Origin of the sequence: Shewanella sp. ALD9, assembly GCF_002836315.1 — a bacterium.
GTDB lineage: Bacteria > Pseudomonadota > Gammaproteobacteria > Enterobacterales > Shewanellaceae > Shewanella.
In genome coordinates this window covers 881,669-905,729 of the sequence record NZ_PJCD01000003.1, presented here as the reverse complement: position 1 = coordinate 905,729, position 24,061 = coordinate 881,669, and the positions used below count along the sequence as shown (strand labels likewise).

23 protein-coding genes are annotated in these 24,061 nt (G+C 41.6%); 11 read left to right on the top strand and 12 right to left on the bottom strand.

Annotated features, from left to right (window positions below; translation table 11 throughout):
- Positions 1–8 precede the first annotated feature (8 nt).
- From tmk to apbC, 6 genes are read right to left on the bottom strand one after another with little or no spacing between them, the layout of a single operon-like run.
- Positions 9–656: a dTMP kinase gene (gene tmk / locus CXF88_RS11585; protein WP_101086973.1), complete on the bottom strand. Its 648-nt coding sequence runs from the start codon at positions 654–656 to the stop codon at positions 9–11.
- Entirely contained in the window at positions 653–1,666 is a 1,014-nt protein-coding gene (gene mltG / locus CXF88_RS11580; RefSeq protein WP_101086972.1) for an endolytic transglycosylase MltG, read from the bottom strand. Before mltG ends, tmk begins: the two co-directional genes overlap by 4 nt.
- The gene (pabC, locus tag CXF88_RS11575) at positions 1,663–2,496 is read right to left on the bottom strand and encodes an aminodeoxychorismate lyase (RefSeq protein WP_101086971.1); all 834 of its coding nucleotides are present in this window, start codon (positions 2,494–2,496) and stop codon (positions 1,663–1,665) included. The genes mltG and pabC overlap by 4 nt, the downstream gene beginning before the upstream one ends.
- Positions 2,496–3,080, bottom strand: coding sequence for a dCTP deaminase (dcd, locus tag CXF88_RS11570; protein WP_101086970.1), 585 nt, complete (start codon positions 3,078–3,080; stop codon positions 2,496–2,498). The genes pabC and dcd overlap by 1 nt, the downstream gene beginning before the upstream one ends.
- Positions 3,081–3,103: 23 nt before the next feature.
- Positions 3,104–3,742 (bottom strand): uridine kinase, encoded by a 639-nt coding sequence (gene udk / locus CXF88_RS11565; protein ID WP_101086969.1) that lies wholly within the window; start codon positions 3,740–3,742, stop codon positions 3,104–3,106.
- 9 nt (positions 3,743–3,751) lie between these two features.
- A complete protein-coding gene (apbC, locus tag CXF88_RS11560; RefSeq protein WP_101086968.1) occupies positions 3,752–4,867 on the bottom strand; it encodes an iron-sulfur cluster carrier protein ApbC in 1,116 nt (371 codons plus the stop codon).
- 156 nt (positions 4,868–5,023) lie between these two features.
- Between apbC and metG the strand changes: the two genes are divergently transcribed.
- Positions 5,024–7,075 carry a methionine--tRNA ligase gene (gene metG / locus CXF88_RS11555; RefSeq protein ID WP_101086967.1) on the top strand — a complete coding sequence of 684 codons (2,052 nt, stop codon included), beginning with the start codon at positions 5,024–5,026 and terminating at the stop codon, positions 7,073–7,075.
- A gap of 102 nt (positions 7,076–7,177) precedes the next feature.
- Here metG and CXF88_RS11550 read toward each other — a convergent pair whose 3' ends face one another.
- Both CXF88_RS11550 and CXF88_RS11545 read right to left on the bottom strand, forming a co-directional pair.
- Positions 7,178–9,103, bottom strand: a complete 1,926-nt coding sequence (locus CXF88_RS11550) for a monovalent cation:proton antiporter-2 (CPA2) family protein (protein ID WP_101086966.1) — start codon at positions 9,101–9,103, stop codon at positions 7,178–7,180.
- Between the two features lie 95 nt (positions 9,104–9,198).
- A complete protein-coding gene (locus CXF88_RS11545) occupies positions 9,199–9,951 on the bottom strand; it encodes a Nif3-like dinuclear metal center hexameric protein (protein ID WP_277949092.1) in 753 nt (250 codons plus the stop codon).
- Positions 9,952–10,375: 424 nt separating this feature from the next.
- On the opposite strand from CXF88_RS11545, the gene CXF88_RS11540 reads away from it, so the two are divergent.
- On the top strand, positions 10,376–10,738 hold the full coding sequence (locus CXF88_RS11540) for a hypothetical protein (protein ID WP_101086964.1): 363 nt from the start codon (positions 10,376–10,378) through the stop codon (positions 10,736–10,738).
- Between the two features lie 204 nt (positions 10,739–10,942).
- On the opposite strand, the gene CXF88_RS11535 is transcribed toward CXF88_RS11540, so the two are convergent.
- Positions 10,943–11,437, bottom strand: coding sequence for a glycine zipper 2TM domain-containing protein (locus CXF88_RS11535; RefSeq protein WP_101086963.1), 495 nt, complete (start codon positions 11,435–11,437; stop codon positions 10,943–10,945).
- Between the two features lie 46 nt (positions 11,438–11,483).
- Here CXF88_RS11535 and aat point away from each other — a divergent pair, with 46 nt between their 5' ends.
- The 3 genes from aat (at position 11,484) to infA (ending at position 13,198) form a co-directional block, all read left to right on the top strand.
- Positions 11,484–12,191: a leucyl/phenylalanyl-tRNA--protein transferase gene (aat, locus tag CXF88_RS11530; RefSeq protein WP_101086962.1), complete on the top strand. Its 708-nt coding sequence runs from the start codon at positions 11,484–11,486 to the stop codon at positions 12,189–12,191.
- Positions 12,181–12,900 (top strand): arginyltransferase, encoded by a 720-nt coding sequence (locus CXF88_RS11525; RefSeq protein WP_101086961.1) that lies wholly within the window; start codon positions 12,181–12,183, stop codon positions 12,898–12,900. The genes aat and CXF88_RS11525 overlap by 11 nt, the downstream gene beginning before the upstream one ends.
- Positions 12,901–12,979: 79 nt before the next feature.
- The gene (gene infA / locus CXF88_RS11520; protein WP_011496276.1) at positions 12,980–13,198 is read left to right on the top strand and encodes a translation initiation factor IF-1; all 219 of its coding nucleotides are present in this window, start codon (positions 12,980–12,982) and stop codon (positions 13,196–13,198) included.
- Positions 13,199–13,596: 398 nt separating this feature from the next.
- Here the strand turns inward: infA and clpA are convergent, their stop codons facing one another.
- Both clpA and clpS read right to left on the bottom strand, forming a co-directional pair.
- The gene (clpA, locus tag CXF88_RS11515) at positions 13,597–15,855 is read right to left on the bottom strand and encodes an ATP-dependent Clp protease ATP-binding subunit ClpA (RefSeq protein ID WP_101086960.1); all 2,259 of its coding nucleotides are present in this window, start codon (positions 15,853–15,855) and stop codon (positions 13,597–13,599) included.
- A 42-nt stretch (positions 15,856–15,897) separates the two neighbouring features.
- Positions 15,898–16,206, bottom strand: a complete 309-nt coding sequence (clpS, locus tag CXF88_RS11510) for an ATP-dependent Clp protease adapter ClpS (protein WP_101086959.1) — start codon at positions 16,204–16,206, stop codon at positions 15,898–15,900.
- 196 nt (positions 16,207–16,402) lie between these two features.
- On the opposite strand from clpS, the gene cspD reads away from it, so the two are divergent.
- Positions 16,403–16,609: a cold shock domain-containing protein CspD gene (cspD, locus tag CXF88_RS11505; RefSeq protein WP_011637711.1), complete on the top strand. Its 207-nt coding sequence runs from the start codon at positions 16,403–16,405 to the stop codon at positions 16,607–16,609.
- A gap of 155 nt (positions 16,610–16,764) precedes the next feature.
- Here cspD and CXF88_RS11500 read toward each other — a convergent pair whose 3' ends face one another.
- The gene (locus tag CXF88_RS11500) at positions 16,765–18,990 is read right to left on the bottom strand and encodes an NADP-dependent isocitrate dehydrogenase (protein ID WP_101086958.1); all 2,226 of its coding nucleotides are present in this window, start codon (positions 18,988–18,990) and stop codon (positions 16,765–16,767) included.
- 380 nt (positions 18,991–19,370) lie between these two features.
- Between CXF88_RS11500 and CXF88_RS11495 the strand changes: the two genes are divergently transcribed.
- From CXF88_RS11495 to purB, 5 genes are all read left to right on the top strand, one after another.
- Entirely contained in the window at positions 19,371–20,066 is a 696-nt protein-coding gene (locus tag CXF88_RS11495; protein WP_101086957.1) for a pseudouridine synthase, read from the top strand.
- A 32-nt stretch (positions 20,067–20,098) separates the two neighbouring features.
- Complete coding sequence (locus tag CXF88_RS11490; protein WP_101086956.1) at positions 20,099–20,572, top strand: NUDIX hydrolase; 474 nt, start codon at positions 20,099–20,101, stop codon at positions 20,570–20,572.
- A 258-nt stretch (positions 20,573–20,830) separates the two neighbouring features.
- Positions 20,831–21,949, top strand: coding sequence for a tRNA 2-thiouridine(34) synthase MnmA (gene mnmA / locus CXF88_RS11485; RefSeq protein WP_101086955.1), 1,119 nt, complete (start codon positions 20,831–20,833; stop codon positions 21,947–21,949).
- Between the two features lie 3 nt (positions 21,950–21,952).
- Positions 21,953–22,585, top strand: a complete 633-nt coding sequence (gene hflD / locus CXF88_RS11480; protein WP_277949089.1) for a high frequency lysogenization protein HflD — start codon at positions 21,953–21,955, stop codon at positions 22,583–22,585.
- A gap of 39 nt (positions 22,586–22,624) precedes the next feature.
- Positions 22,625–23,995 carry an adenylosuccinate lyase gene (gene purB, locus CXF88_RS11475; RefSeq protein ID WP_101086954.1) on the top strand — a complete coding sequence of 457 codons (1,371 nt, stop codon included), beginning with the start codon at positions 22,625–22,627 and terminating at the stop codon, positions 23,993–23,995.
- Positions 23,996–24,061: the final 66 nt, after the last annotated feature.

Here is a 24,061-nt window from a genome sequence, read left to right as displayed (position 1 = left end):
TAATATAATCACAGCTCACTCATAAGAGTGGATAAATGGCGTTGTAATTGTATACCAATATCATTATGCACTTGTTCCATGGATTGACTGGCATCAATCACCACAATGCTGTCATCTTCATGCGCTAATTGTAAGTAGGTTCGTCTGGCTCGCTCAAAAAAATCAATCGCTTGTTGCTCTATTCTATCAAGCTCGCCACGACTGGCTGCACGGCTTAAGCCTAACGTAGGATCAATATCCAAATATAAAGTGAGATCGGGTTTAAAACCACGTAAGCAAGCATCACTGACCGCTTTCACTAATGGCATTAACCCTCGGCCACCACCTTGATAAGCTAATGATGACAGATTGTGTCTATCGCCAAGTACCCATTGACCCGCAGACAAAGCAGGCTTAATAACATTGGCGATTAATTGTGTTCGCGCTGCATAAATAAGTAAGCATTCTGCTTCATCGCATAATGGATCTGTCTCATCGGCAATTTTAACTAAATCGCGCATTTTTTCTGCCAAAGGAGTTCCGCCCGGCTCACGAGTACACACAGGAGCCTGACCGATATGCCGCTTAATAATATCGTTAACAAGGGCTATCGCGCTTGATTTACCCGCGCCTTCTAATCCTTCAATGACAATAAACTTGCCTTGCTGTTGAGTCATTTTCTTTTTCTCTGAAATTCGTTTACGGCATTATTATGGGCTTTCAACGTAGATGAAAACACATGACTGCCATCATTGCGTGAAACAAAGTACAAGTAATTTACTTTGGCTGGATTAGCGGCGGCAAATAATGATGCGCGACTGGGTGCAGCGATAGGCGTTGGCGGTAAACCATCAATCTTGTAGGTATTGAATGCCGTTGCTTCGCGTAAATCTTTACGAGTAATATTACCTTTATAACGTTCACCCATGCCATAAATTACCGTGGGGTCGGTCTGAAGACGCATACCTTTTTTAAGTCTATTATTAAACACTGCAGACACCCAATCACGCTCTTCAGGTTTGCCCGTTTCTTTTTCAATAATAGACGCAATAATTAATAATTCGTAAGGTGATGATAGGGCTAAATCAGGGTCGCGCCCTTCCCATGCTTGCGCTAAGCTTAACTGCATCATGGTGTAGCTGCGGTTTAAAATCGTCTGTAAGTTATCATCTGCATGATAATGGAATGTTTCTGGATAGAACTTACCCTCAGGCAAACCAGAGGTATCGCCATTTTGTAATAGCACTTGGTTAAAGTCGTCGGTATTTTTTGCTAAATGCTCAGTCGTGGTCAGTGCTTGCTGCCACTCGGCAATGGTTTTACCTTCGATTAAGGTGATGCTGAAAACCACTTGTTGGCCCAAGTACAGCCGTTTTAATAACGCTTCTAATGTATCGCCTGGGATCAATTGATACAAACCGGTTTTAATATGGGCAAGCTTAGGTTCAAGTTTGACCAGATATTTAACTTTCCAGCTATCGGTAATCAATGATTGTTGCTCTAGTTGTTGCGCAAGCTTAATCAAACTAGTACCAGGTTCAACCGTTAATGTTTGAATTTCAGTTAACTGTAATGGCTGTTTTTGGTAAGCGATTAAGCCAGATACAAGCCAATATCCTCCAAGACAAAATACTGTAAATAGAGGAATAAGACTGGCTAAAAAAAAGGTTTTTATGGTTTTAATCATGATGATAAATTCACACTCAAAATGTGCCTGAATCGCGGTGTTTGCGTCCAATGGCTAAATTGAAAATCGTCAATGGCAGTTACATCAACAATGCCAAATAAACTGTTCGTTATAAATATATTGTCCGCGGCCTGAATATCACCAAGTGTTAATTGTGTAGCCATAACTGAGAAACCCTGACAGAGCAGAGTATCAATTAATGTCTCACGCATCACACCACTTACGCCTGCATGGGTTATTGCTGGGGTAAACACATGACCATTTTTGACTACAAAAATATTGGCTATGGATGACTCTATCACATTACCGTCACAGTCAAACACTAACCAATCTTGATGAGTACTCGGTAGAGGTTGTGACTTTATGAGCACCTGTTCCAATCGGTTAAGGTGTTTCATTCCCGCTAGAAGTGGTTGCCTGCCAAGACATATGGGTGATGATGCTAGCGAGATACCACTTTGCTGCCAATCAAGGTAATGCTCAGGAATGGGATGCACTGACACGACTTCTGTAACGTTTGCGCTCAAAGGAGCCTGATAACCACGGCCACCGACTCCACGTGTCAGCAATAGCTTTATACAATGTTGTGGGTATTGTTGGGCGAGTAGGATTAATTGTTGTATTAATAAGTCGCTTGGATGCCACTGAATACTTAGGCGCTCGCAACTTTGCTGCAAACGAGAAATATGCCCGTCAAGGAATAGGATCCCTGCGGGCATATCAGCTGATGCTGTGCGCATGGTTGCGAACACACCATCACCATAAGCAACACCACGATCAAATGGACTTATTAGTCCGTTTTCAACGTGATTAACCCAAACTGGTGCCATTATTTATCCTGGCTGATCCGGCTTGCCACAGCCTCTTGTTGATCTTTGTACTTCGAGCTTTTACGCGTGTTATATGGACGAGCAACCGCAGAGCTTAAGCGCTCGAAATTAAGCGCACCAATCGTCATACCAGGGCGAAGAGCCAACGGCAATTTGCCACTGTTAAAAAACTCAAGTACGATTTTACCTTGCCAACCGGGATCAATACGATGTGCGGTCACATGTACCATCAACCCTAAACGGGCAAGTGATGAACGACCATCTAACCAACCTACAACATCTGCAGGTAAGGTCACACTTTCATAGGTTACCGCTAATGCTAATTCGCCAGGATGAAGGAAAAAAGCTTGATCATCAGCTATTTCAATTTTATCGCTCATGATCCGATCAAGTGCTATTTGCATTTCTGCACTAGGGCCACTTAAATCGATGTAAGGTGCAGTATGGTCTTTAAATACACGAAATTGGCTGCCTAAACGTACATCCACGCTCACTCCCGAAATGGCTTCAATACCAGGACGAGGATCGATAATAATGGTGCCATTATCTAAACATTGCTCAATCTCTATATCAGTTAAACGCATGCTGCACTCTCTTCTAGATAAGGCTACTTCGCCAATAAATGCTGAATTCTAGCTTTTAAAATATCAGTTGCGATACGGTTTTTACCGCCCCGTGGAACGATAATATCGGCATATTGTTTTGACGGCTCAATAAACTGTAAAAACATCGGGCGTACGGTTCGTTTATATTGTGAAATAACCGATTCCATTGTTCTACCACGTTCAGCAACATCACGAGTTAACCGACGTAAAAAGCAAATATCTAGTGGCGTATCCATAAACACACTGGCATCCATTAAGTCACGTAATTTAGGATTGGTTAATAATAGAATGCCTTCTAAGATAATCACTTTTTTAGGCTGCATGGTCAACGTGTCGCTAATACGAGTATGCTCAGTATAGCTGTAACATGGAATGCTAACTGGCTCACCTTGTTTAAGCTGAGATAAATGAGACGCTAATAACTGATGGTCTAACGCTTTTGGATGGTCGTAATTAGTTTTGACACGATCTTCCATCGTCAAATGGCTTTGATCATGATAATAAGCATCCTCATTGATCACACCAATTTGATTTGTTCCTAAATCACGACACAATTCTTCAAAAATTGTTTTAGCAATTAAACTTTTACCTGAAGCCGACGCACCGGCAATCCCAATAATGACACACTGCTGAGAATTCATCTCTTAACCTTACTCGTCTTCTGATATGCTAATTTTTACGGTTGATTGTACTTGTTGAAGTGCTAATTCTGCCCCTAGTTTGCGGGCAATTTCGCGATATATCCCTGACACTTCACTTTCTGGTTCGCTCATCACGCTCGGCGTACCATTGTCCATTGATTCACGAATATTGATGTGTAATGGCAGTGAGCCTAATAATGGTACGTTATAACGTTCCGCTATTTGACTACCACCATGAGTACCAAATGGGTGTTCTTTATGGCCACATTCAGGACAAAGATGAAAACTCATGTTCTCGATAATCCCAAGTACTGGAATGTTGACCTTGTTGAACATGGTGATGCCTTTCTTGGCATCCGCTAAAGCAATATCTTGCGGCGTTGTCACTATCACCGCACCACTAACCGGTACTTTTTGCGATAATGTCAGTTGAATATCACCAGTTCCTGGTGGCATATCGACGATTAAATAGTCTAATTCAGGCCACTGCGTTTCATTAAGTAACTGTGCTAAAGCACCTGCGGCCATAGGACCACGCCAAACTGCAGCTTCATCACCACTTAGCATAAAGCCAATTGATTGCGCAGAAATGCCATGCACCAATGCAGGTGTCATGTGCTTTCCATCTGGCGATTGTGGACGAAAATTAGGAATGCCCAACATCAATGGAATAGACGGGCCATAAATGTCGGCATCTAAAATACCCACTTCGGCGCCTTCAGCTTTTAACGCTAATGCGAGGTTTACTGCGGTGGTTGATTTACCCACACCGCCTTTACCAGAAGCCACAGCAATAACTTGTTTTACATTAGGAATAGGTGCAATGGCTGGCAGCGCTGAATAAACCCGTGGTTGGAAATCAATTTCACATTCCACTTCATCAATGGCGTCAAGAACAGCCAATTTATTGGTTATTGCCATCACGGTGTCACGGTATTGTGTCATACACGGATAAGGATAAACTAAGCCTAATTGTAGGCGTTTTCCTTCTATCGACAATGCTGTAACACATCCTGCACTGACCAAACCTTTATGCAAATAAGGATCTTCAAATGCTTCTAAAATATCTAACACTGGTGACAATAATTCATCACTTAATTGATAATTTGTATGCGTATTGACCAAAACGGCAACTCCGAACCAGAAATTTGCACAAGTGTATCAGAACTTGGTAAAAAAATAGCGACTAATAAGCCTTTTTAAGTCATGTTTTGGTGAAAAAAGTCTGCTAATCAGTTAGTATCAAGCAATATTTTTGGTGTAATTTGATATCGAGACAAAATGACAAAATCACAGCGTAAAATACTGGTCACAAGTGCCCTTCCTTATGCCAATGGCCCAATCCATCTAGGCCACATGCTTGAATATATCCAAACGGATATTTGGTCACGTTTTCAAAAGTTACGTGGACATGAATGCCACTACATTTGTGCCGACGATGCTCACGGCACGCCGATTATGCTTAAAGCGCAGCAAATGGGCATTACGCCAGAAGAAATGATTGCCCAAGTGCAAAAAGAGCACCAGCAAGATTTCGCGGATTTCAATATCCAGTTTGATAACTTTCACAGCACTCATAGCGACGAAAACCGCATTTTGGCCAGTGATATTTATCTAAAGCTCCGTGATCGCGGTTACATCAAAACCAAAACCATTTCACAATTATATGACCCTGAAAAGTTAATGTTCTTGCCTGACCGTTTTGTTAAAGGCACCTGCCCAAAATGTAAGTCTGAAGATCAATACGGTGATAACTGTGACAACTGTGGTGCAACTTATAGTACAACCGATCTGATAAATCCTAAATCGGCAGTCTCTGGTGCTACACCAATAATGAAAGATACCGAACACTTCTTTTTCGACCTGCCAGCATTTGAAGGCATGTTAAAAGAGTGGATCCAATCAGGCTCTTTACAACAAGAAATGGCCAACAAGCTTAACGAATGGTTTGAGCAAGGGCTAAAACAATGGGACATCTCACGTGATGCACCCTACTTTGGTTTTGAAATCCCTGATGCTCCCGGTAAATTTTTCTATGTTTGGTTAGATGCGCCTATTGGTTATATGGGTTCATTTAAAAACCTATGTGACAAGCGTGATGATTTGAACTTTGACGATTTTTGGAGTTTAGACTCTACCGCTGAGGTGTATCACTTCATCGGTAAAGACATTGTTTATTTCCACAGTTTATTCTGGCCAGCAATGCTTGAAGGCGCAGGTATTCGTAAACCGACTAGTGTTTATGCTCACGGCTATGTCACCGTAAACGGTTCAAAAATGTCTAAGTCTAAAGGCACGTTTATTAAAGCGCGTACTTATTTAGATAATTTAGATCCGGAATACCTACGTTATTATTACGCGGCTAAATTAAATAGTCGTATTGATGATTTGGATTTAAATTTAGAAGATTTCGCTCAACGAGTTAACTCAGATTTAGTCGGTAAATTAGTTAACCTTGCTTCACGAACGGCAGGTTTTATCGGCAAACGTTTTGACGGAAAGTTAGCCAAGGTAACAGACAGCAGCTTAACCGACATATTCTTAGCTAAAAGCGAAGTGATTGCCGAATTATATGAAACTCGCGAATTTGGCAAAGCGATGCGTGAAATCATGGCATTAGCTGATATTGCTAACGCCTATGTTGCCGACGCAGCACCTTGGCAATTAGTTAAGCAAGACGATAAACAAGATGAAGCACATCAAGTTTGCAGTAATGCATTAAACTTATTCAGAATCTTGGTCACTTACCTCAAGCCTGTATTACCAAAACTGGCCGGTGATGTTGAAGGTTTTTTACAGTTAACCTTAACGTGGGACAATTTGGGCCAAGATTTATCAGGTCATGAAATAGCGCCATTTAAAGCATTAATGCAGCGTATCGAACCCAAAAGCATTGAAGCTATCATCGATGCCTCTAAAGAGAACTTGCAAGCCAGTAATACGGACGCACCTAAAACCGATGCGCCGACACAAGCCGTTAATCAATTAGAGCAAGATCCTATCAGCCCAGAAATAAGCTTTGAAGATTTCGCAAAAATTGACTTACGGATTGCGCGTATCAGCAAAGCGGAACATATCGAGAAAGCCAATAAATTACTGCGTCTTGAATTAGATTTAGGCGGCGAAACCAAACAAGTATTTGCGGGTATTAAATCTGCTTATGCTCCTGAAGATTTGGTTGGCAAACTCACCGTGATGGTGGCAAACCTTGCCCCACGTACAATGAAGTTTGGTGATTCAGAAGGTATGGTATTAGCTGCAGGTCCTGGCGGTAAAGATCTGTTTATACTAGAACCCCATGAAGGTGCTCAACCTGGCATGCGCGTTAAGTAACTGTTAAATAAATAGAAAAAAGACCGCCTCGGCGGTCTTTTCAACAGAAACACATCCAGAAAAACACTACCAGTGATTAATCTACAAGTATAAAGTAGTGCATTAATGATTAGAATTAACATCAACGTCTGGTTTTTGCTTTGCATTAACTTCGTTCTGGATATCTACATCTTGTTGGTGAGTGGCATTATCTTCATCCATTGCCTGCTTTAATCGCTCTTCATATAACATAAACAGTTTAATAAAATCGTTACCAAAACGCTCACCTACTGATTCTTTCAACCACATATCGTATAAACGTTTTGAGGCTTCTTTTTCAACCCGCTTATAGGTTGCCTTTCGTCTCAACACATATTCTTCCGAATGACCTAATAACTGTAACGATGACAAGCTGAGTTCAAGAGCTGAATGATGCGTTTCCGACTCGACCGCGTCAGCGCCAGCCTCTTTTAATAAATGCCCATGACCACGGTCAAATGCTCTAGCAACAATCTTAAGTTTAGGGTACGTATGATGTAAGTATTTAACTAACTCCACACTACTTTCTCTATTATCGATGGCCACCACAAAAAGCGAAGCTTGTTCAATACCAGCAGTTTTTAATAAATCTGGACGAGTCGCATCACCGAAATAGGCCTTAGTATTAATGCGCCTGATAGCGTCGACCTGTGAAACCTGATAATCGAGCACTACGGTTTTAATATTATTCGAAATTAAAAAGCGATTTACCACCTGGCCAAAACGGCCAATACCCGCAATAATCACCGTGCCCTCATCATCAATATTATCTTGTTCTCGTTGATTTTTTTTCACTTGAAAGCGTGGATAAATCACTTTATCGAATAATATAAATAACCCTGGGGTTAAAAACATCGATAACGCGACTACGATAGATAAAGTCTGCGCCAGATCAGTTGGAATAACATGCTGTTGAACACTGAAACTCAGTAATACAAAACCAAACTCCCCCGCTTGAGCCAAACATAACGCAAACAACCAACGATCACTGCCCTTAATCCTAAAAATCAACGCTAATAAATACAGCACAAGTGCTTTAATCAGCATAACACTTAAGGTGATTGCAATTATTTCACCAAAATCAGCAAATAGAATCGTAAAGTCGATTCCAGCGCCAACAGTGATAAAAAACAATCCCAATAATAAGCCTTTAAACGGACCAATATTGGCTTCAAGCTCATGCTTAAATTCACTGTTTGCCAGTACAACGCCTGCTAAAAAGGTGCCTAATGCGGGTGATATACCCACTAAACTCATTAATGCCGCAATGCCGATGACCAACATAAGTGCTGCTGCGGTGGAGATTTCACGAGCACCTGATTCGGCGACCATTTTAAATAATGGTCTACTGAGATAGTGACCACCTAACACCACAGCCCCAATAGCTAATACCAGTACAATGGCATATGCCCAACCAGGTAATGAGGCCACTAGGCTTAACTGCTCGTGTTGTTCACTCATACTACTAACTGCAGCTTGGGCTTTCTCAACTAACTCAGGTAAGGCTAATAACGGAATAAAGGCCAACATGGGGATGACCGCGATGTCTTGAAACAACAATACCGAAAATGCGTTCTTTCCGGCGTGGGTTTTATTGAGGCGTTTTTCAGATAAGGTCTGCAACACAATTGCGGTAGAGGATAGTGAAAAAATTAATCCTATCGTTAATGCAATACTCAGTTGGTAGCCCGCATAAATTGCACAAGCCATTACCACCACAACCGACCCCACAACTTGTAAGCCACCAAGCCCCAGTAAACGATTACGCATCGCCCACAACATTTTGGGTTCCAGTTCTAAGCCAACCAAAAATAGCATCATCACCACACCAAATTCGGCAAAGTGTTGAATGGTATTGGTTTCACTGCCCACTAAACCAACAATAGGACCAATGACCACACCCGCAATCAAATATCCCAACACGGAACCCAAGCCTAATTTATTCGCTAACGGAACAGCAATGACTGCAGCGGTGAGATAAATAAAAGCCTGTAAAAAGTACTCTGTCATTGGGGGTCCTTATCGGGTAAATAATTAATATCGACTTTTACACTGCAATTACAAGTGCAAGTACGGGCCAATATTCAGCGATGTATTTTAATCCACTACACTGGGTTAACGATATCAATAAAATGATGGGTTAAATCAAACTTACTGGCTAAATGCTGCCCTAATGCCTGAATACCAAATTGTTCAGTAGCATGATGTCCTGCAGCAAAATAATGCAGCCCTTGCTCCATTGCAGAATGATAAGTACGTTCTGACACTTCACCGCTTATAAACGCATCTACCCCCATTTGGGCTGCATAATCAATATAGTCTTGAGCACCACCAGTACACCAAGCCAAGGTTGAAATAGGCTTGCTGTTATCACCAATATGTAATGGTGCACGTTTAAGTACCTTAGTCAGTAATTGACTCAATTCGCTGGCGCTTAAAGGATGCTCTAAATGACCATGCCAGAGTAAGTCTTGCCCTACTGGTTCATATACTCGAGGACTAATAATCCCTAACTGGTAAGCTAGTTGGGCATTATTTCCAATACCGTGATGGGCATCAAGCGGTAAATGGTAGCCGAATAAACTCATATCATGGTCCATTAATGCCTTAATTCGGCGATACTTCATCCCAGTGATAATTTCTGGCTCGTTTTTCCAAAAAAAACCGTGATGAACAAGAATAGCATCAGCATTAACGGCCGCCGCTTGCTCAATTAATGCTTGGCATGCTGTTACGCCTGTCACAATCGTGCGGATATCAGACTTACCTTCAACTTGTAAGCCATTAGGAGCATAGTCTTTAAAGGCTGACACGTTTAAAAAACTGTCTAAATATGTCCCTAACGTTTGACGAGTAATGGTAGAGGAGCCTTGATGATGTGTTGACATAATATTTTCCTAACAAAATGGATAGAAGCCTCTGAAGTCAACTCAGAAGATAATGGGCCGTTTATCACTTACAATCCGTTGTTAAATTGCAAGCGAATCAGCCACTGAGTTGTACGATTTTTTAGGGATTTAACTAATTAACCTCTGCTCAGAATCATAAACGGTATCGTGATAATTTTAGCTTATTTATTCAATACCTTCACTAGAGATGAGTTTAATAATTCAATGTAACTCACTGTCGAATATTTCAACAACAGCAGTCATAAACGCTGATAAATCGGACTTTATGAGGGATAAACCGACAATTACAGCCACTAATTGGACTTTTGTAGCCTTCACACATTAAAATTAGTAACAACCTTCATTTAACATGATAACAAATAGGTTATTAACTATGACAACATTGACTAAAGAAGAGGTCATCGGCCAACTACAAATGGCTCTTGAAAAGCAGTCTGGACAAGCAGTTTCTATTGAACAAGCTGGCAGCTGGTACAAAATTAACGGCGGTAAATCAGTGCGCTTTAGCGAACTTGAATCCATGCATGCACAACTAACTGCATCGTCAGTAAAAAAAGCACCGACTGCGAGCCAAGCAGCTATTAAGCCTGCTGCAAGGTTAACGACAAAAACTGCAGCGAAAAAACAACCGAGTAAAAAAGTGCAATCAAACTCAGGCGGATTAACGCCTAAGCAGTTGTGGCGTAAAAAACTCGAAAACACAACCGGTAATCAAACTTTGCCGCGTGGATTTTAATCTCTATTAGCAACAACAGATCAAACAGTATTGTTAGCAAATATTGACCACAGTGTGTAAACAAAAGGAGCCTAGGCTCCTTTTGTTTTAGTTGCATTTTCACATCGCGAATAATTACATCGAGAATAAATACATCGAGAATAATTACATCGCGAATTAATACATCGAGAATTATTACATCGACAATAAATACATCGAGAATATTTACATCGCTAGGTCGACCCTGACATAACCGGTTAAGTAAACCACCCTAACCTCATCTCCGGCAGTAAAACTCATACCCGGATCCGCATCTTGGATCACCATAACTTGGCTACCATCTTCTTGCTTTATCATTAGTTCAACTAACTTAGTTTCAAGATAATATTGTTGGTTACCGTGCTGACTGCCAATGCCACCGCCAATCAACGCCCCCAAAACAGTGGCAACATCTTTACCTGAACCGCCACCAAATTGATGACCGATGACACCACCGATTAATGCACCGCCAAAGGTTTTCCAACCGCTTCGACTGTCTTCTACCAGCTGTTTCTCTGTCACATGCTTCACAGATTCAATGTGGCCGTATAACACTTTTTCAACTGGAACGGCTTGATTACGTTCGTAAGCAGCTTGGCTTTGACCACAAAACAAACAAATAGTCAGCAATACTGCAAAAAAACTCTTCACACTTACAGTTATGATTTTAAACATGGCCATTTTCCGCTAAGTTAACGATAAGGTATTACAAATAATATACTCAATTGTGAACTCACTGTCTTATTTAAATCAATCCATCGGCTTCCCGCCGCCAGAGCAAGCTCTTACTGATCCGAATGGTCTATTAGCCATCGGAGGAGACTTACGGCCAGACCGCCTAGCACAAGCCTATTACCAAGGTATTTTCCCTTGGTTTAACGCTAATGACCCCATTTTGTGGTGGTCTCCCGATCCTCGAGCGGTGTTCACACCAAGCCATCCTTTTGGCAGTAAAAGCTTAATTAAATTTCTTAAAAAGTCTTCATGGCGCTTTACCATTAATCATGCATTTTTAGATGTTGTTGCCGGTTGTGCTGGGCCCCGTAACACCCAAGATGGCACTTGGATTTCGGCCGAAATACAAATGGCCTACTATGAACTGCATCTCCAAGGGCGTGCTCATTCTATTGAAGTATGGGATGGCGAACAGCTAGTGGGCGGATTGTATGGTATTCCGGTGGGCGGTATTTTTTGCGGTGAATCGATGTTTCATCGTCAAACAAATGCATCAAAAGCAGCCTTTGCTATACTGAATCAACACTTGGTGAAACACGATTTCCAATTGATTGATGCGCAAGTTATGAATCCTCACTTAGTTAGCCTTGGGGCTAAAGCCTTACCTAGAAGCGAGTTTTTAACGGTGCTTCATCAGTACAGAGATCGTACAACTTCAGCGTCAATGTGGAACAAACAAGAGGTGTTTATTGAATTCTAAATCTGTCAGCGTTGGAATAAGCCAGCCTTTTGATTGCAATTATATTGAAGGTAATAAAGAGCAATTGCTGGTGATCCAAGAGCCGCAAATAGACGCAGCGCTGTTTGAACAACTGCTGACGATGGGCTTTCGTCGTAACGGCAATGCTATTTACAAACCTCGTTGTCCCTCCTGCCAAGCTTGTCAGTCTATTAGATTGAATGTTAATGATTTTATATTATCTAAACGGCAAAAAAGAACCTTAAAAAACAACCAAGATTTGCATTGGAAAGTCACTCATACCTCACGGCCAGAGCACTATGATTTGTATCAACGTTATATCAATGAACGTCACAACGATGGGCCAATGTTTCCTGCATCGCCAACCCAATATGATGATTTTTTATTATCAGATTGGTTACCGCCGATGTTTATTGAGGTGTTTTATCAAGAGCGATTAATTGGGGTAGCCGTAACCGATGAAATGATGAGCAGCTTCTCAGCAATTTACAGTTATTTTGATCCTGATTATGCTGACCGTTCATTAGGTTCGCTGATGATTTTAATCCAATGCCAATTAGCAAAATCATTGGGTAAACGTTTTTTATATTTAGGCTATCAAATTGATCAAAATCGGAAAATGAGCTACAAACGTCAATACCGTCCGTATCAAATTTTAACAGCACTCGGTTGGCAAGTTGGTGAAAATCTTACGGCTCTTTCTCGTTAACGCCCTTTACAGTTCAGTGTTTTTGGGGCATGATACGCCCGATTTTTTCATATTTGAAGGCTAATGGGATAACTAATTAATGGCGAAAGAAGACAACATTGAAATGCAGGGCACTATCCTTGAGACCTTGCCAAATACAATGTTCCGCGTAGAGCTTGAAAATGGACATGTGGTGATAGCCCACATCTCTGGCAAAATGCGCAAAAACTACATCCGTATTTTAACGGGTGACAAAGTCACTGTACAGTTGACTCCTTATGACCTATCAAAAGGTCGTATCGTCTTCCGCGCACGTTAATCGCTAGCCTCAACAATGTAAAAACCGACTGCCTGTCGGTTTTTTTGTTGTTATACCAAACTGCATAAATAATGTGTATTCAACGTAAAGCAACACGCATCAAACAAGACGAATGTTCAACGTAATGGGTATCCCTTTATCAGAGCATTCAACCAGGCATCGCGATGGTTGTAATCCGTTTTGCAGAAGCACCTCATACGATCCACTACTATGTTTATTGATTTAAAAAGGGAATACCCATTTTGCTATCAATACCCATTGAATTGAACAGTAAGAAATGCTTTGAGTTGAAGGCTTATTTATAAGTAACGGTATTGGGCGCAATTAACATACATAAAAAAAGATGACCCATGGGTCATCTTTTTTAATGGCATATTTTCAAGTATATGGATTGATTCCTACGAGACTTTTTCTAACGACTCGCAATCGATATTGATCTCACCTTCTTTAACGTCAATATGCGCAATACCACCTCTTTCAAGCACACCAAACAAAATCTCATCCGCTAACGGACGTTTAATCAATTCAGTGACGACACGTGACATTGGGCGTGCGCCCATCGACTTGTCATAACCTTTCTCTGCAAGCAAGGTTCGCGCTTCATCACTAACATCTAGCGTGACACGCTTATCATCTAGCTGTGCCTGAAGCTCAACTAAGAACTTATCAACTACTTTGGCGATAACGGTCATATCCAAATGATTAAACCATACAATTGAATCTAAGCGATTACGGAACTCAGGTGAAAAGACTTTATTGATTTCAGCTAAGGCATCTTGAGTGTGATCTTGCTGTCTAAAACCAATCGATTTACGAATAGTTTCTTGTACGCCAGCGTTGGTGGTCATCACTAAGGTGACATTTCTAAAATCTGCTTTGCGACCATTGTTGTCGGTCAAAGTACCGTGATCCATCACTTGCAGTAACAAGTTGAATACATCAGGATGCGCCTTTTCAATTTCATCAAGTAGCACCACACAATGCGGATTTTTAATCACAGCATCGGTTAACATACCACCTTGGTCATAACCCACATAACCTGGAGGCGCCCCGATTAAACGTGACACGGTATGACGTTCCATGTACTCAGACATATCAAAGCGAATCAGTTTAAGGTTAAGACAATTAGCTAATTGATTAGTGACTTCTGTTTTACCTACCCCAGTCGGGCCTGCAAACATAAAGCTGCCTACTGGCTTTTTCTCAGAACCTAAACCGCTGCGCGATAAGCGTATAGCAGCACTAAGGCTCTCAATCGCTTTGTCTTGACCAAATACTACCATCTTAAGGTTACGTTCAAGGTTACGTAACATATCCTTGTCAGTCGACGATACCGACTTCTCAGGAATACGCGCCAACTTAGCAATGATGGCCTCTATTTCCGCTTGACCAATGGTCTTCTTACGTTTGCTTTGCGGCATCATCACCATGCGCGCACCGGCTTCGTCAATCACATCAATCGCTTTATCAGGTAAATGACGATCGTTTATGTGTTTGGCCGATAAAATAGCCGCACTGCTGATGGCAGCTTGGGTATAACGCACCCCATGGTATTCTTCGTACTTAGATTTAAGTCCCATCAAAATTTTGGTGGTTTCGGCAACTGAAGGCTCATTAATATCAATCTTTTGGAAGCGACGCGCTAAAGCACGGTCTTTCTCGAAAATGCTTTGATATTCTTGGAATGTGGTTGAGCCCATGCAACGTAACTTACCACTCGATAATAATGGTTTAAGTAAGTTAGATGCATCCATCACACCGCCAGAAGCGGCACCAGCACCAATAATGGTATGAATTTCATCAATAAACAAAATGGCATGCTCATCAGCAGCGAGTTCTTTTAATAAGCTTTTAAAACGCTTTTCAAAATCACCACGGTATTTAGTGCCCGCTAATAATGAGCCTAAATCTAACGAATACACCGTTGCATTGGCCATAACATCAGGCACTTGCTTATTGACAATACGATAAGCCAAACCTTCAGCAATAGCCGTTTTCCCCACCCCAGCTTCACCCACTAGTAATGGGTTATTCTTACGGCGACGGCACAATGTTTGAATAGCACGTTCAATTTCAGCATCACGGCCAATTAATGGATCGATACTGCCGTCTTGGGCTAATTGATTTAAATTAGCAGCAAACTGCGCCAACATGCTGCGGTCTTCTGGATTTTCAGATTGTTCGTCAATGCGTTCTTGATCTTGTGGTTCGCCAGAATCATCTTCTTTTGACATGCCATGAGAAATAAAATTAACCACATCTAAACGGGTAATATCACAACGACGCAGCAAATACACTGCTTGCGATTCTTGTTCACTAAAAATAGCGACGAGTACATTGGCACCAGAAACTTCGTTACGACCAGACGATTGCACATGGAATACAGCTCGTTGCAAAACACGTTGAAATCCCAAAGTGGGTTGGGTTTCACGTTCTTCAGTTGATTCTGCAATAATGGGCGTGGTTTGTTGAATGAAATTAGCCACTTCTTCTCGTAAACGATTAACATCCGCCCCACAAGCAATTAATGCTTCGTAGGCAGAAGGATTATCAATCAGCGCTAATAATAAATGTTCTACCGTCATGTATTCATGACGTGAATCTCTAGCTTGCTGAAACGCTAGGTTCAAGGTGACTTCCAGGTCTTTGTTCAGCATAAGCACCCCCTAAATTTAACCACAGACTGTGAGATATCGATTTTATACTTTCTCTAACGTACACAGTAACGGATGTTGGTTTTCTCTTGCAAACTGATTTACTTGAAAAACTTTTGTTTCTGCAATCCCAAATGGAAATACACCACACAATCCTTTGCCTTGGTTATGAATCGCTAACATAATATCTACAGCTTGCTGTTCATTTTTCTCAAAAAAACGTTGTAATACTTCTACCACAAAGTCCATCGGGGTGTAATCATCATTGTTTAGCACCACTTTATACATATGGGGTGGTTGTAGTTCAGATTCAACCTTTCCTTCAATATGTTCTACATTGCCTAATTTAGCCATTGTTTAATTCTAGCCTCTCGTTTGGTTCCCGACCACTTGATATCGTTAAATTAATTAAATGTTGTTTTTTTGTTAATTACTACTTGACATATTTTCGTACAAATTTCATTCTGTTTGGTAGGCGGCGAATACTAGACCGCTGGATAATAAGTTTTACTATCTTACTGGTAAGTAGACAACAGAAGGAAGTGGAAGTATGGCAAACGGAACTGTTAAATGGTTCAACAACGCCAAAGGATTCGGGTTTATTTGCCCTGATCAGGGTGGCGAAGATGTATTTGCGCACTATTCAACTATCGAAATGGAAGGTTATCGTACCTTAAAAGCAGGTCAACCTGTGTGCTTCGAAGTTGAAGAAGGCCCCAAAGGAATGCATGCTTCAGCCATCTCGCCAACAATCTAATTGGTGAGACTATAAAACAAAAAGACAGGGATTTTAATCCCTGTCTTTTTTATTGCCTAAAAAAACATCAACTCAATCAATTTAATACACCTTCAATTGAAGATGTATTCATTAACAGAATAACTCACACCTAGTTAGGAGAGTTCTTGTGCAGATTAACCAATGACAAACTGGTTTAATGTTGCACTAGGGCGCATTGCTTGTTCGGCTTTAGCTGCATCTAAACGGTAATAACCACCTAAATCAACTGCTGGGCCTTGTGCACCGTTCAATTCAGCAAGAATAACCGTTTCATTTGCAGCCAATGACTTAGCTAGAGGTGCAAAGTGTGCAGCAAGCTCTGCATCAGCCGTTTGCTCAGTTAATGCTTGTGCCCAATACATCGCTAGGTAGAAGTGACTACCGCGGTTATCAAGTTCACCTACACGACGTGATGGTGATTTATTGGTATCAAGGAATACACCAATTGCCACATCTAAGGTGTCTGCTAACACTTGTGCCTTAGGATTATTGGTCGTTTGGCTTAAATGCTCTAAAGACGCAGCAAGTGCTAAAAACTCACCTAATGAATCCCAACGTAAGTGACCTTCTTTTTCGACTTGTTGCACGTGCTTAGGCGCTGAACCACCGGCACCTGTTTCAAATAAGCCACCGCCATTCATTAACGGCACGATAGACAACATTTTAGCACTGGTACCCAGTTCAAGAATTGGGAATAAATCGGTTAAGTAGTCACGTAACACGTTACCCGTTACCGAAATAGTGTCTTCACCTTTGATGATGCGCTCTAGCGTAAAGCGAGTTGCATCCTCTGGCGTCATTATTTGAATGTCTAAACCAGCAGTATCTTGCTCAGCTAGATATTGAGTCACTTTCTTAATTAACTCAGCATCGTGAGCACGGTTACTGTCTAACCAAAATACCGCAGGCGTATTGCTTAAACGTGCACGCTTGACGGCTAGTTTTACCCAGTCGCGAATTGGCGCATCTTTCACTTGGCACATGCGATAAATGTCGCCAGCTTCAACGTCATGGCTCATTAACACATCACCGGCTTGGTTAATCACATTAACCGTACCAGCAGCTTTAATTTCAAAGGTTTTATCGTGGCTACCGTATTCTTCTGCTTTTTGAGCCATTAAGCCCACGTTAGGTACGCTGCCCATCGTAGTTGGATCAAATGCACCGTGCTTTTTACAGAACGAAATCGTTTCTTGATAAACACCAGCGTAACAACGATCTGGGATCATTGCTTTGGTGTCTTGTAACTGGCCATCAGGACCCCACATTTTACCCGAAGAACGGATAGCTGCAGGCATTGATGCATCAATAATGATGTCACTAGGTACGTGTAAGTTAGTGATACCTTTATCAGAATCAACCATCGCAAGTGCTGGACGAGCAGCATAAACAGCAGCAATATCTGCTTCAATTTCGTTACGTTTAGCTTCTGGTAACGTGCTAATTTTGGCATAAACATCACCAAAACCATTGTTTACATCAACGCCTAGCTCAGCAAATAATTTACCGTGCTTATCGAACACATCTTTAAAGAACACTTTAACGGCAAGACCAAATAATATTGGGTCAGACACTTTCATCATGGTCGCTTTAAGGTGTAAAGATAGTAAAACATCTTCAGATTTTGCCGCTTCGATTTCACGAGCATAAAAATCCACTAACGCTTTTTTGCTCATCACTGATGAGTCAATAATTTCGTCCGCTAATAACGCTAAGCCGCTTTTCAATACAACGTCTTTGCCGTCTTGTTGAGTCAACACGATATTGACTTTATCAGCTGCCGCTAGAGTGACAGACTGCTCACTGCCATAGAAGTCGCCTTCGTTCATATGAGCAACGTGAGACTTAGAGTCGCTGGCCCATTTACCCATTGAATGTGGGTTTTTCTTGGCGTAGTTTTTCACTGACGTTGGTGCACGACGATCTGAGTTACCTTCACGTAATACTGGGTTTACCGCGCTACCTTTAATTTTATCATAACGCGATTGAGCTTCAACTTCTGCGTCATTTTTAGGCTCATCAGGATAGTTAGGAATGTCATAACCTTTTGCTTGAAGTTCAGCAATACAGGCTTTTAACTGCGGAATGGATGCACTAACGTTAGGTAATTTAATGATGTTAGCTTCTGGCTTATTAGCCAATTCGCCTAATTCGGTTAGCGCATCAGCAATTTTTTGCTCTGCGGTTAACTTTTCAGGGAAGTTAGCAATAACACGACCTGACAAAGAGATATCGCGCGTTTCAACTTTTACGCCAGCAGCGTTAGTGAAAGTGCGGATAATCGGTAATAAAGACAGCGTGGCAAGTGCCGGTGCTTCGTCGGTTTCTGTGTATATGATCGTTGGAGTGTTATCTTTCATTTTGTTTCCTACATTATTGTAAATTTATAATTTATTAGAATAAATTGCGTAAGCATTTGACGGGCTTTGGTGGATAACACTCGCACAAGTTAACCGTGGTCAGCGACCATGGCACACTTTTTTATAAGCCAAGTATGTGAAATCCCCTATCCCTTTATTATTATATTTTGTTCTCAAACCTCTGAGATTTAGCGGTTAAAGCCGATATCTCAGAATGATAAATTAGGTACAGATCACAATTTTTAGGCGGACATCATAGATCATTCTTAGTAATTTTCAAATTCCACTAAGGGCGAATACGCAGTAAACTACCATAAATAAATTTATATTCGTTCACTTTTCACTCACTTGTATTAGCAAAGGATGTTAACCATACCTTTATGTCAAAAATCGGTAAATTCAGTCAATTTAAAAAAACATCTACTTACAGAACTGGCGCGTCTACAAAACCAGTTAATTCAGAGGCAACAAGTGCGACAGCCAATCGTGGCAGGGCAAAATCGCGACCGCCACAAAAACCACGGCCTGAAAATCCCGTCATCGTATTATTTAACAAGCCATTTGACGTGTTGTGCCAATTTACCGATGAAGCAGGCCGACAAACATTAAAAGACTTTATTCCAGTAGCCGATGTTTACGCAGCAGGACGTTTAGACCGTGATAGTGAAGGTTTGCTATTGCTTACCAACGACGGACAATTGCAGGCAAAGCTTACCCAGCCATCGCAAAAAACCTTTAAAACCTATTGGGTTCAAGTGGAAGGAGAACCATCAGATGAGGCAATCAATGCCTTATGTAATGGGGTTGAATTAAAAGACGGCATGACATTACCGGCTAAAGTTTGCGTAATGACATCTCCTGATATTTGGCCAAGAACCCCGCCGGTGCGAGAGCGAAAAGCCATTCCAACAACCTGGTTGGAAGTGCAAATTTGTGAAGGCCGAAATCGCCAAGTCAGAAGAATGACCGCACATGTAGGTCACCCAACCTTAAGATTAATCCGTTATAAAATAGGTCAATGGTGTCTAGATGATTTACCAAATGGTGAATACAAAGTGATCAGCACGGCAATGTAATCGCTGGCAGACGCTTTATACAAGAGGGAAATATGACTGAACGCTATAAACCTAATACTACTGTAGCTTGCGTGATCCACTGCCAAGGTAAATTTTTATTGGTTGAAGAGTGCATCAACGGTGAGGTTAAATTTAACCAACCAGCGGGGCATTTAGAGGCTAATGAATCGATTATTGCAGCATGCGCTCGTGAAATTGTTGAAGAAACGGGACTTGAGCTGACACCACAAGCCTTAGTAGGGATCTATCAATTTCGGGCAACTACAGATTTAGCCTTTGTTCGTTATACATTTTGTATTGAGCTGGCCGAGCAACAACACGCCACACCCGGTGATAATGCCATTACCGCTACCCATTGGCTTAATCTTGCAGACATCATCGCCCTTGGCAACCAGCTTCGTAGCCCATTAGTGCTAAAAAGTATTGAAGATTTTTTACAACAAACGGATAAAAACCATTCCGCACAGCACACGCCGTTATCGTTGCTCAATGTCGATTATTTTTAATGGCTTGTATTAGGCTATTTGTATGTGCCTCAAGATAGCCCATTAAGCGAATGCGTGATAGAATACGCGCCGCACAAATGTCGTATTAATTGACCGTTTACCAATTAATCTCTTCGATATGTGCAACTATAATCTCTGCGATATTCGCAACTAATAGTATTCAAGTTAACGACTAGCAAAAATCTAGCACAATCGCCTTGAAACATCGGCATTGCGGCACAATATATACATTATCTTTCTTCAAGGTTTTTAGGATTTATGACATCACTCAGCCCTACTTCAAACGGAAAAAAAGTCATTGTCGGCATGTCCGGCGGTGTGGACTCTTCAGTATCAGCTTACTTGTTAATGCAGCAAGGCTACGAAGTTGAAGGTCTGTTTATGAAGAACTGGGAAGAAGACGATACTGATGAATATTGCGCTGCAGCAGATGATTTAAAAGATGCTCAAGCGGTTTGCGACAAGCTAGGTATAAAAATGCACACCGTCAATTTTGCTGCCGAATACTGGGATAACGTATTCGAATACTTCTTAGCAGAATACAAAGCAGGCCGCACGCCTAATCCCGATATCATGTGTAATAAAGAAATCAAATTTAAAGCATTTCTTGAATTTGCCGACGACATTTTAGATGCTGATTATATCGCCATGGGCCATTATGTTCGTCGTCGTGACAATAGCGATGGCAGCGTTGAAATGCTCCGTGGGGTTGATGGCAATAAAGATCAAAGTTACTTCTTATACACCTTAAGCCACGAACAAGTTGCCCGTAGCTTGTTCCCTGTCGGTGAACTTGAAAAACATCAAGTACGCGAAATAGCCCAAAAATTGGGACTCATTACTCACGACAAAAAAGACAGCACTGGCATATGCTTTATTGGTGAACGTAAATTTACTGACTTCTTAGCAACGTATTTACCAGCACAACCTGGTGATATCGAAACATCGGAAGGTGAAGTGATTGGTACACATCAAGGGTTGATGTACCACACACTTGGACAACGCAAAGGCCTTGGCATTGGTGGACTGAAAAACAGCAATGAAGACCCATGGTATGTGGTCGAAAAAGATTTAGTCCGTAATGTGCTTATTGTGGCGCAAGGCGGCAATCACCCTCGTTTAATGTCAACAGGTATGACTGTCAATCAGCTCCATTGGGTTGATCGTAAAGGTCCAGCCAATAACAGCACGATTACGGTAAAGACCCGTTATCGTCAACGTGATGTTGGATGTACCCTCACCTATGATGACGCAGACAATATTACGGTGATGTTTGATGAGGCGGTTGCCGCAGTAACCCCTGGGCAATCAGCCGTGTTTTATGATGGTGACATCTGTTTAGGTGGCGGCATAATCGATACTTTAATTCGAGGATAATCCGTGAGCCAAACTCCAGACAACATCTTGTTTGAACGCACTATGGCCTTCGCGGGTATTTTACAAGCGATTGGCCAAGTGCAGTATTTAGCACGCCACGGCGAAAGTGACAAAGACGCCTTAGCTGCTACGCTTAATACTATTTTAGTCACAGAGCCTGAATCGACAGTTGAGGTCTATCAAGATAAAGCCATTTTAGATAATGGCTACCAACTGATTCAAAATCAGCTCGGCGATGGCAGTAACAAAGATATCGAAACCACTCGTTACTTAGTTGGCGTATTAGCGCTTGAACGTAAGCTTGCCCGCTCGCCCAATGGTTTGGGTATGCTGGCAGAGCGCATCAATCAAGTGCATCGCCAACTGGCACATTTTGCGATTACCGATGAACAAGTACTTGCCAATTTTGCCAGTATTTACAGTGATATCATCAGTGAATTAGGCCCTAAATTACAAATATCAGGTAATCCCGATTGCTTAAAACAGCCTCAGGTGCAAAACAAAATTCGTGCGTTACTGCTTGCTGCAATGCGCAGTGCAGTATTATGGCGCCAATTAGGTGGCAAACGCCGCCATTTAGTGTTTGCCCGTAAGGCCATATTTGATACAGCAAAACAAAGCCAAAATAACAATTAATCGAATCACCCTACAACAAAGTTCATCAAGGAGCTTCAAATGGATCTTTCCGCACTAACTGCTATCTCTCCGGTAGACGGTCGTTATGGTAGTAAAACCGCCTCATTACGAGGGATTTTCAGCGAGTTCGGTCTTACTAAGTACCGTGTTCAAGTTGAAATCAACTGGTTAAAGCTATTATCTAGCTGCCCAGAGATTGAAGAAGTTCCCCCTTTTAGCGAAACCGCCCTTGCCGTGCTAGACAGCATCAAGGACAACTTTAGCGAACAAGACGCCCTGCGCGTTAAAGCGATTGAAAGCACCACCAATCACGACGTTAAAGCGGTTGAGTACTTTATTAAAGAACAAATTGCCAATAATGCCGAGTTAGTCGCCATTGATGAATTTGTCCATTTTGCCTGTACCTCTGAAGACATTAACAACTTATCTCATGGCTTAATGTTAAAAGAAGCGCGTGAACAAGTGCTAGTGCCGCATTGTCAGCAGATTATTGATGCGATCAAAAAATTAGCGCATGACAATAAAAGCGTGCCGTTAATGTCACGCACCCACGGCCAACCAGCATCACCATCTACACTTGGTAAAGAGATGGCTAACGTTGCGGTACGTTTAGATCGTCAATTAAACCAAATCAACGCTGTTGAAATTATGGGTAAAATTAACGGTGCAGTCGGTAACTACAACGCACACATCTCTGCATACCCAGAAGTAAACTGGCATGAGTTGTCACAGCGTTTTGTCACCAGCCTTGGCATTAATTGGAACGCGTATACCACTCAGATTGAGCCACATGATTACATTGCTGAATTGTTCGATGCCATTGCTCGTTTCAACACCATCCTAATCGATTTTGATCGTGATATTTGGGGTTATGTTGCACTAGGCCACTTTAAGCAGCGCACTATCGCAGGCGAAATTGGTTCATCAACGATGCCGCACAAAGTCAATCCAATTGATTTTGAAAACTCGGAAGGTAACTTAGGTATCGCTAACGCGCTAATGCAACATTTAGCCGCTAAATTACCCGTTTCAAGATGGCAACGTGACCTAACTGACTCAACCGTGTTACGTAACTTAGGCGTTGGTATGGCTCACTCGTTAATTGCATATCAAGCAACCTTGAAAGGCATTAGCAAGTTAGAAGTGAATGAAGCACAACTTTTAGCTGAATTAGACAAAAACTGGGAAGTATTGGCAGAGCCAGTACAAACCGTAATGCGTCGTTACGGTATTGAAAAACCGTATGAGAAGTTAAAAGAACTGACGCGTGGCAAACGTATTGATGCTGCACAACTTGCAGTATTCATCGATGGTCTTGAATTACCAGAACACGTAAAAATTGAATTGAAAAAGATGACCCCAGCAAACTACATTGGCCGCGCAGAAGCCTTTGTTGATGAGCTAAAATAGTCTTATAAGCTTATACATAACATTAGCGGTCGCATATGTGGCCGCTTTTTTATTGTATTACCACTC

Excerpts from the sequence above, each read along its gene's own strand:
- tmk (WP_101086973.1), bottom strand. The coding sequence starts at position 656 with ATGACTCAACAGCAAGGCAAGTTTATTGTCATTGAAGGATTAGAAGGC.
- mltG (WP_101086972.1), bottom strand. The coding sequence starts at position 1,666 with ATGATTAAAACCATAAAAACCTTTTTTTTAGCCAGTCTTATTCCTCTA.
- pabC (WP_101086971.1), bottom strand. The coding sequence starts at position 2,496 with ATGGCACCAGTTTGGGTTAATCACGTTGAAAACGGACTAATAAGTCCA.
- dcd (WP_101086970.1), bottom strand. The coding sequence starts at position 3,080 with ATGCGTTTAACTGATATAGAGATTGAGCAATGTTTAGATAATGGCACC.
- udk (WP_101086969.1), bottom strand. The coding sequence starts at position 3,742 with ATGAATTCTCAGCAGTGTGTCATTATTGGGATTGCCGGTGCGTCGGCT.
- metG (WP_101086967.1), top strand. The coding sequence starts at position 5,024 with ATGACAAAATCACAGCGTAAAATACTGGTCACAAGTGCCCTTCCTTAT.
- CXF88_RS11550 (WP_101086966.1), bottom strand. The coding sequence starts at position 9,103 with ATGACAGAGTACTTTTTACAGGCTTTTATTTATCTCACCGCTGCAGTC.
- CXF88_RS11540 (WP_101086964.1), top strand. The coding sequence starts at position 10,376 with ATGACAACATTGACTAAAGAAGAGGTCATCGGCCAACTACAAATGGCT.
- CXF88_RS11535 (WP_101086963.1), bottom strand. The coding sequence starts at position 11,437 with ATGGCCATGTTTAAAATCATAACTGTAAGTGTGAAGAGTTTTTTTGCA.
- infA (WP_011496276.1), top strand. The coding sequence starts at position 12,980 with ATGGCGAAAGAAGACAACATTGAAATGCAGGGCACTATCCTTGAGACC.
- clpA (WP_101086960.1), bottom strand. The coding sequence starts at position 15,855 with ATGCTGAACAAAGACCTGGAAGTCACCTTGAACCTAGCGTTTCAGCAA.
- clpS (WP_101086959.1), bottom strand. The coding sequence starts at position 16,206 with ATGGCTAAATTAGGCAATGTAGAACATATTGAAGGAAAGGTTGAATCT.
- cspD (WP_011637711.1), top strand. The coding sequence starts at position 16,403 with ATGGCAAACGGAACTGTTAAATGGTTCAACAACGCCAAAGGATTCGGG.
- CXF88_RS11500 (WP_101086958.1), bottom strand. The coding sequence starts at position 18,990 with ATGAAAGATAACACTCCAACGATCATATACACAGAAACCGACGAAGCA.
- CXF88_RS11495 (WP_101086957.1), top strand. The coding sequence starts at position 19,371 with ATGTCAAAAATCGGTAAATTCAGTCAATTTAAAAAAACATCTACTTAC.
- CXF88_RS11490 (WP_101086956.1), top strand. The coding sequence starts at position 20,099 with ATGACTGAACGCTATAAACCTAATACTACTGTAGCTTGCGTGATCCAC.
- mnmA (WP_101086955.1), top strand. The coding sequence starts at position 20,831 with ATGACATCACTCAGCCCTACTTCAAACGGAAAAAAAGTCATTGTCGGC.
- purB (WP_101086954.1), top strand. The coding sequence starts at position 22,625 with ATGGATCTTTCCGCACTAACTGCTATCTCTCCGGTAGACGGTCGTTAT.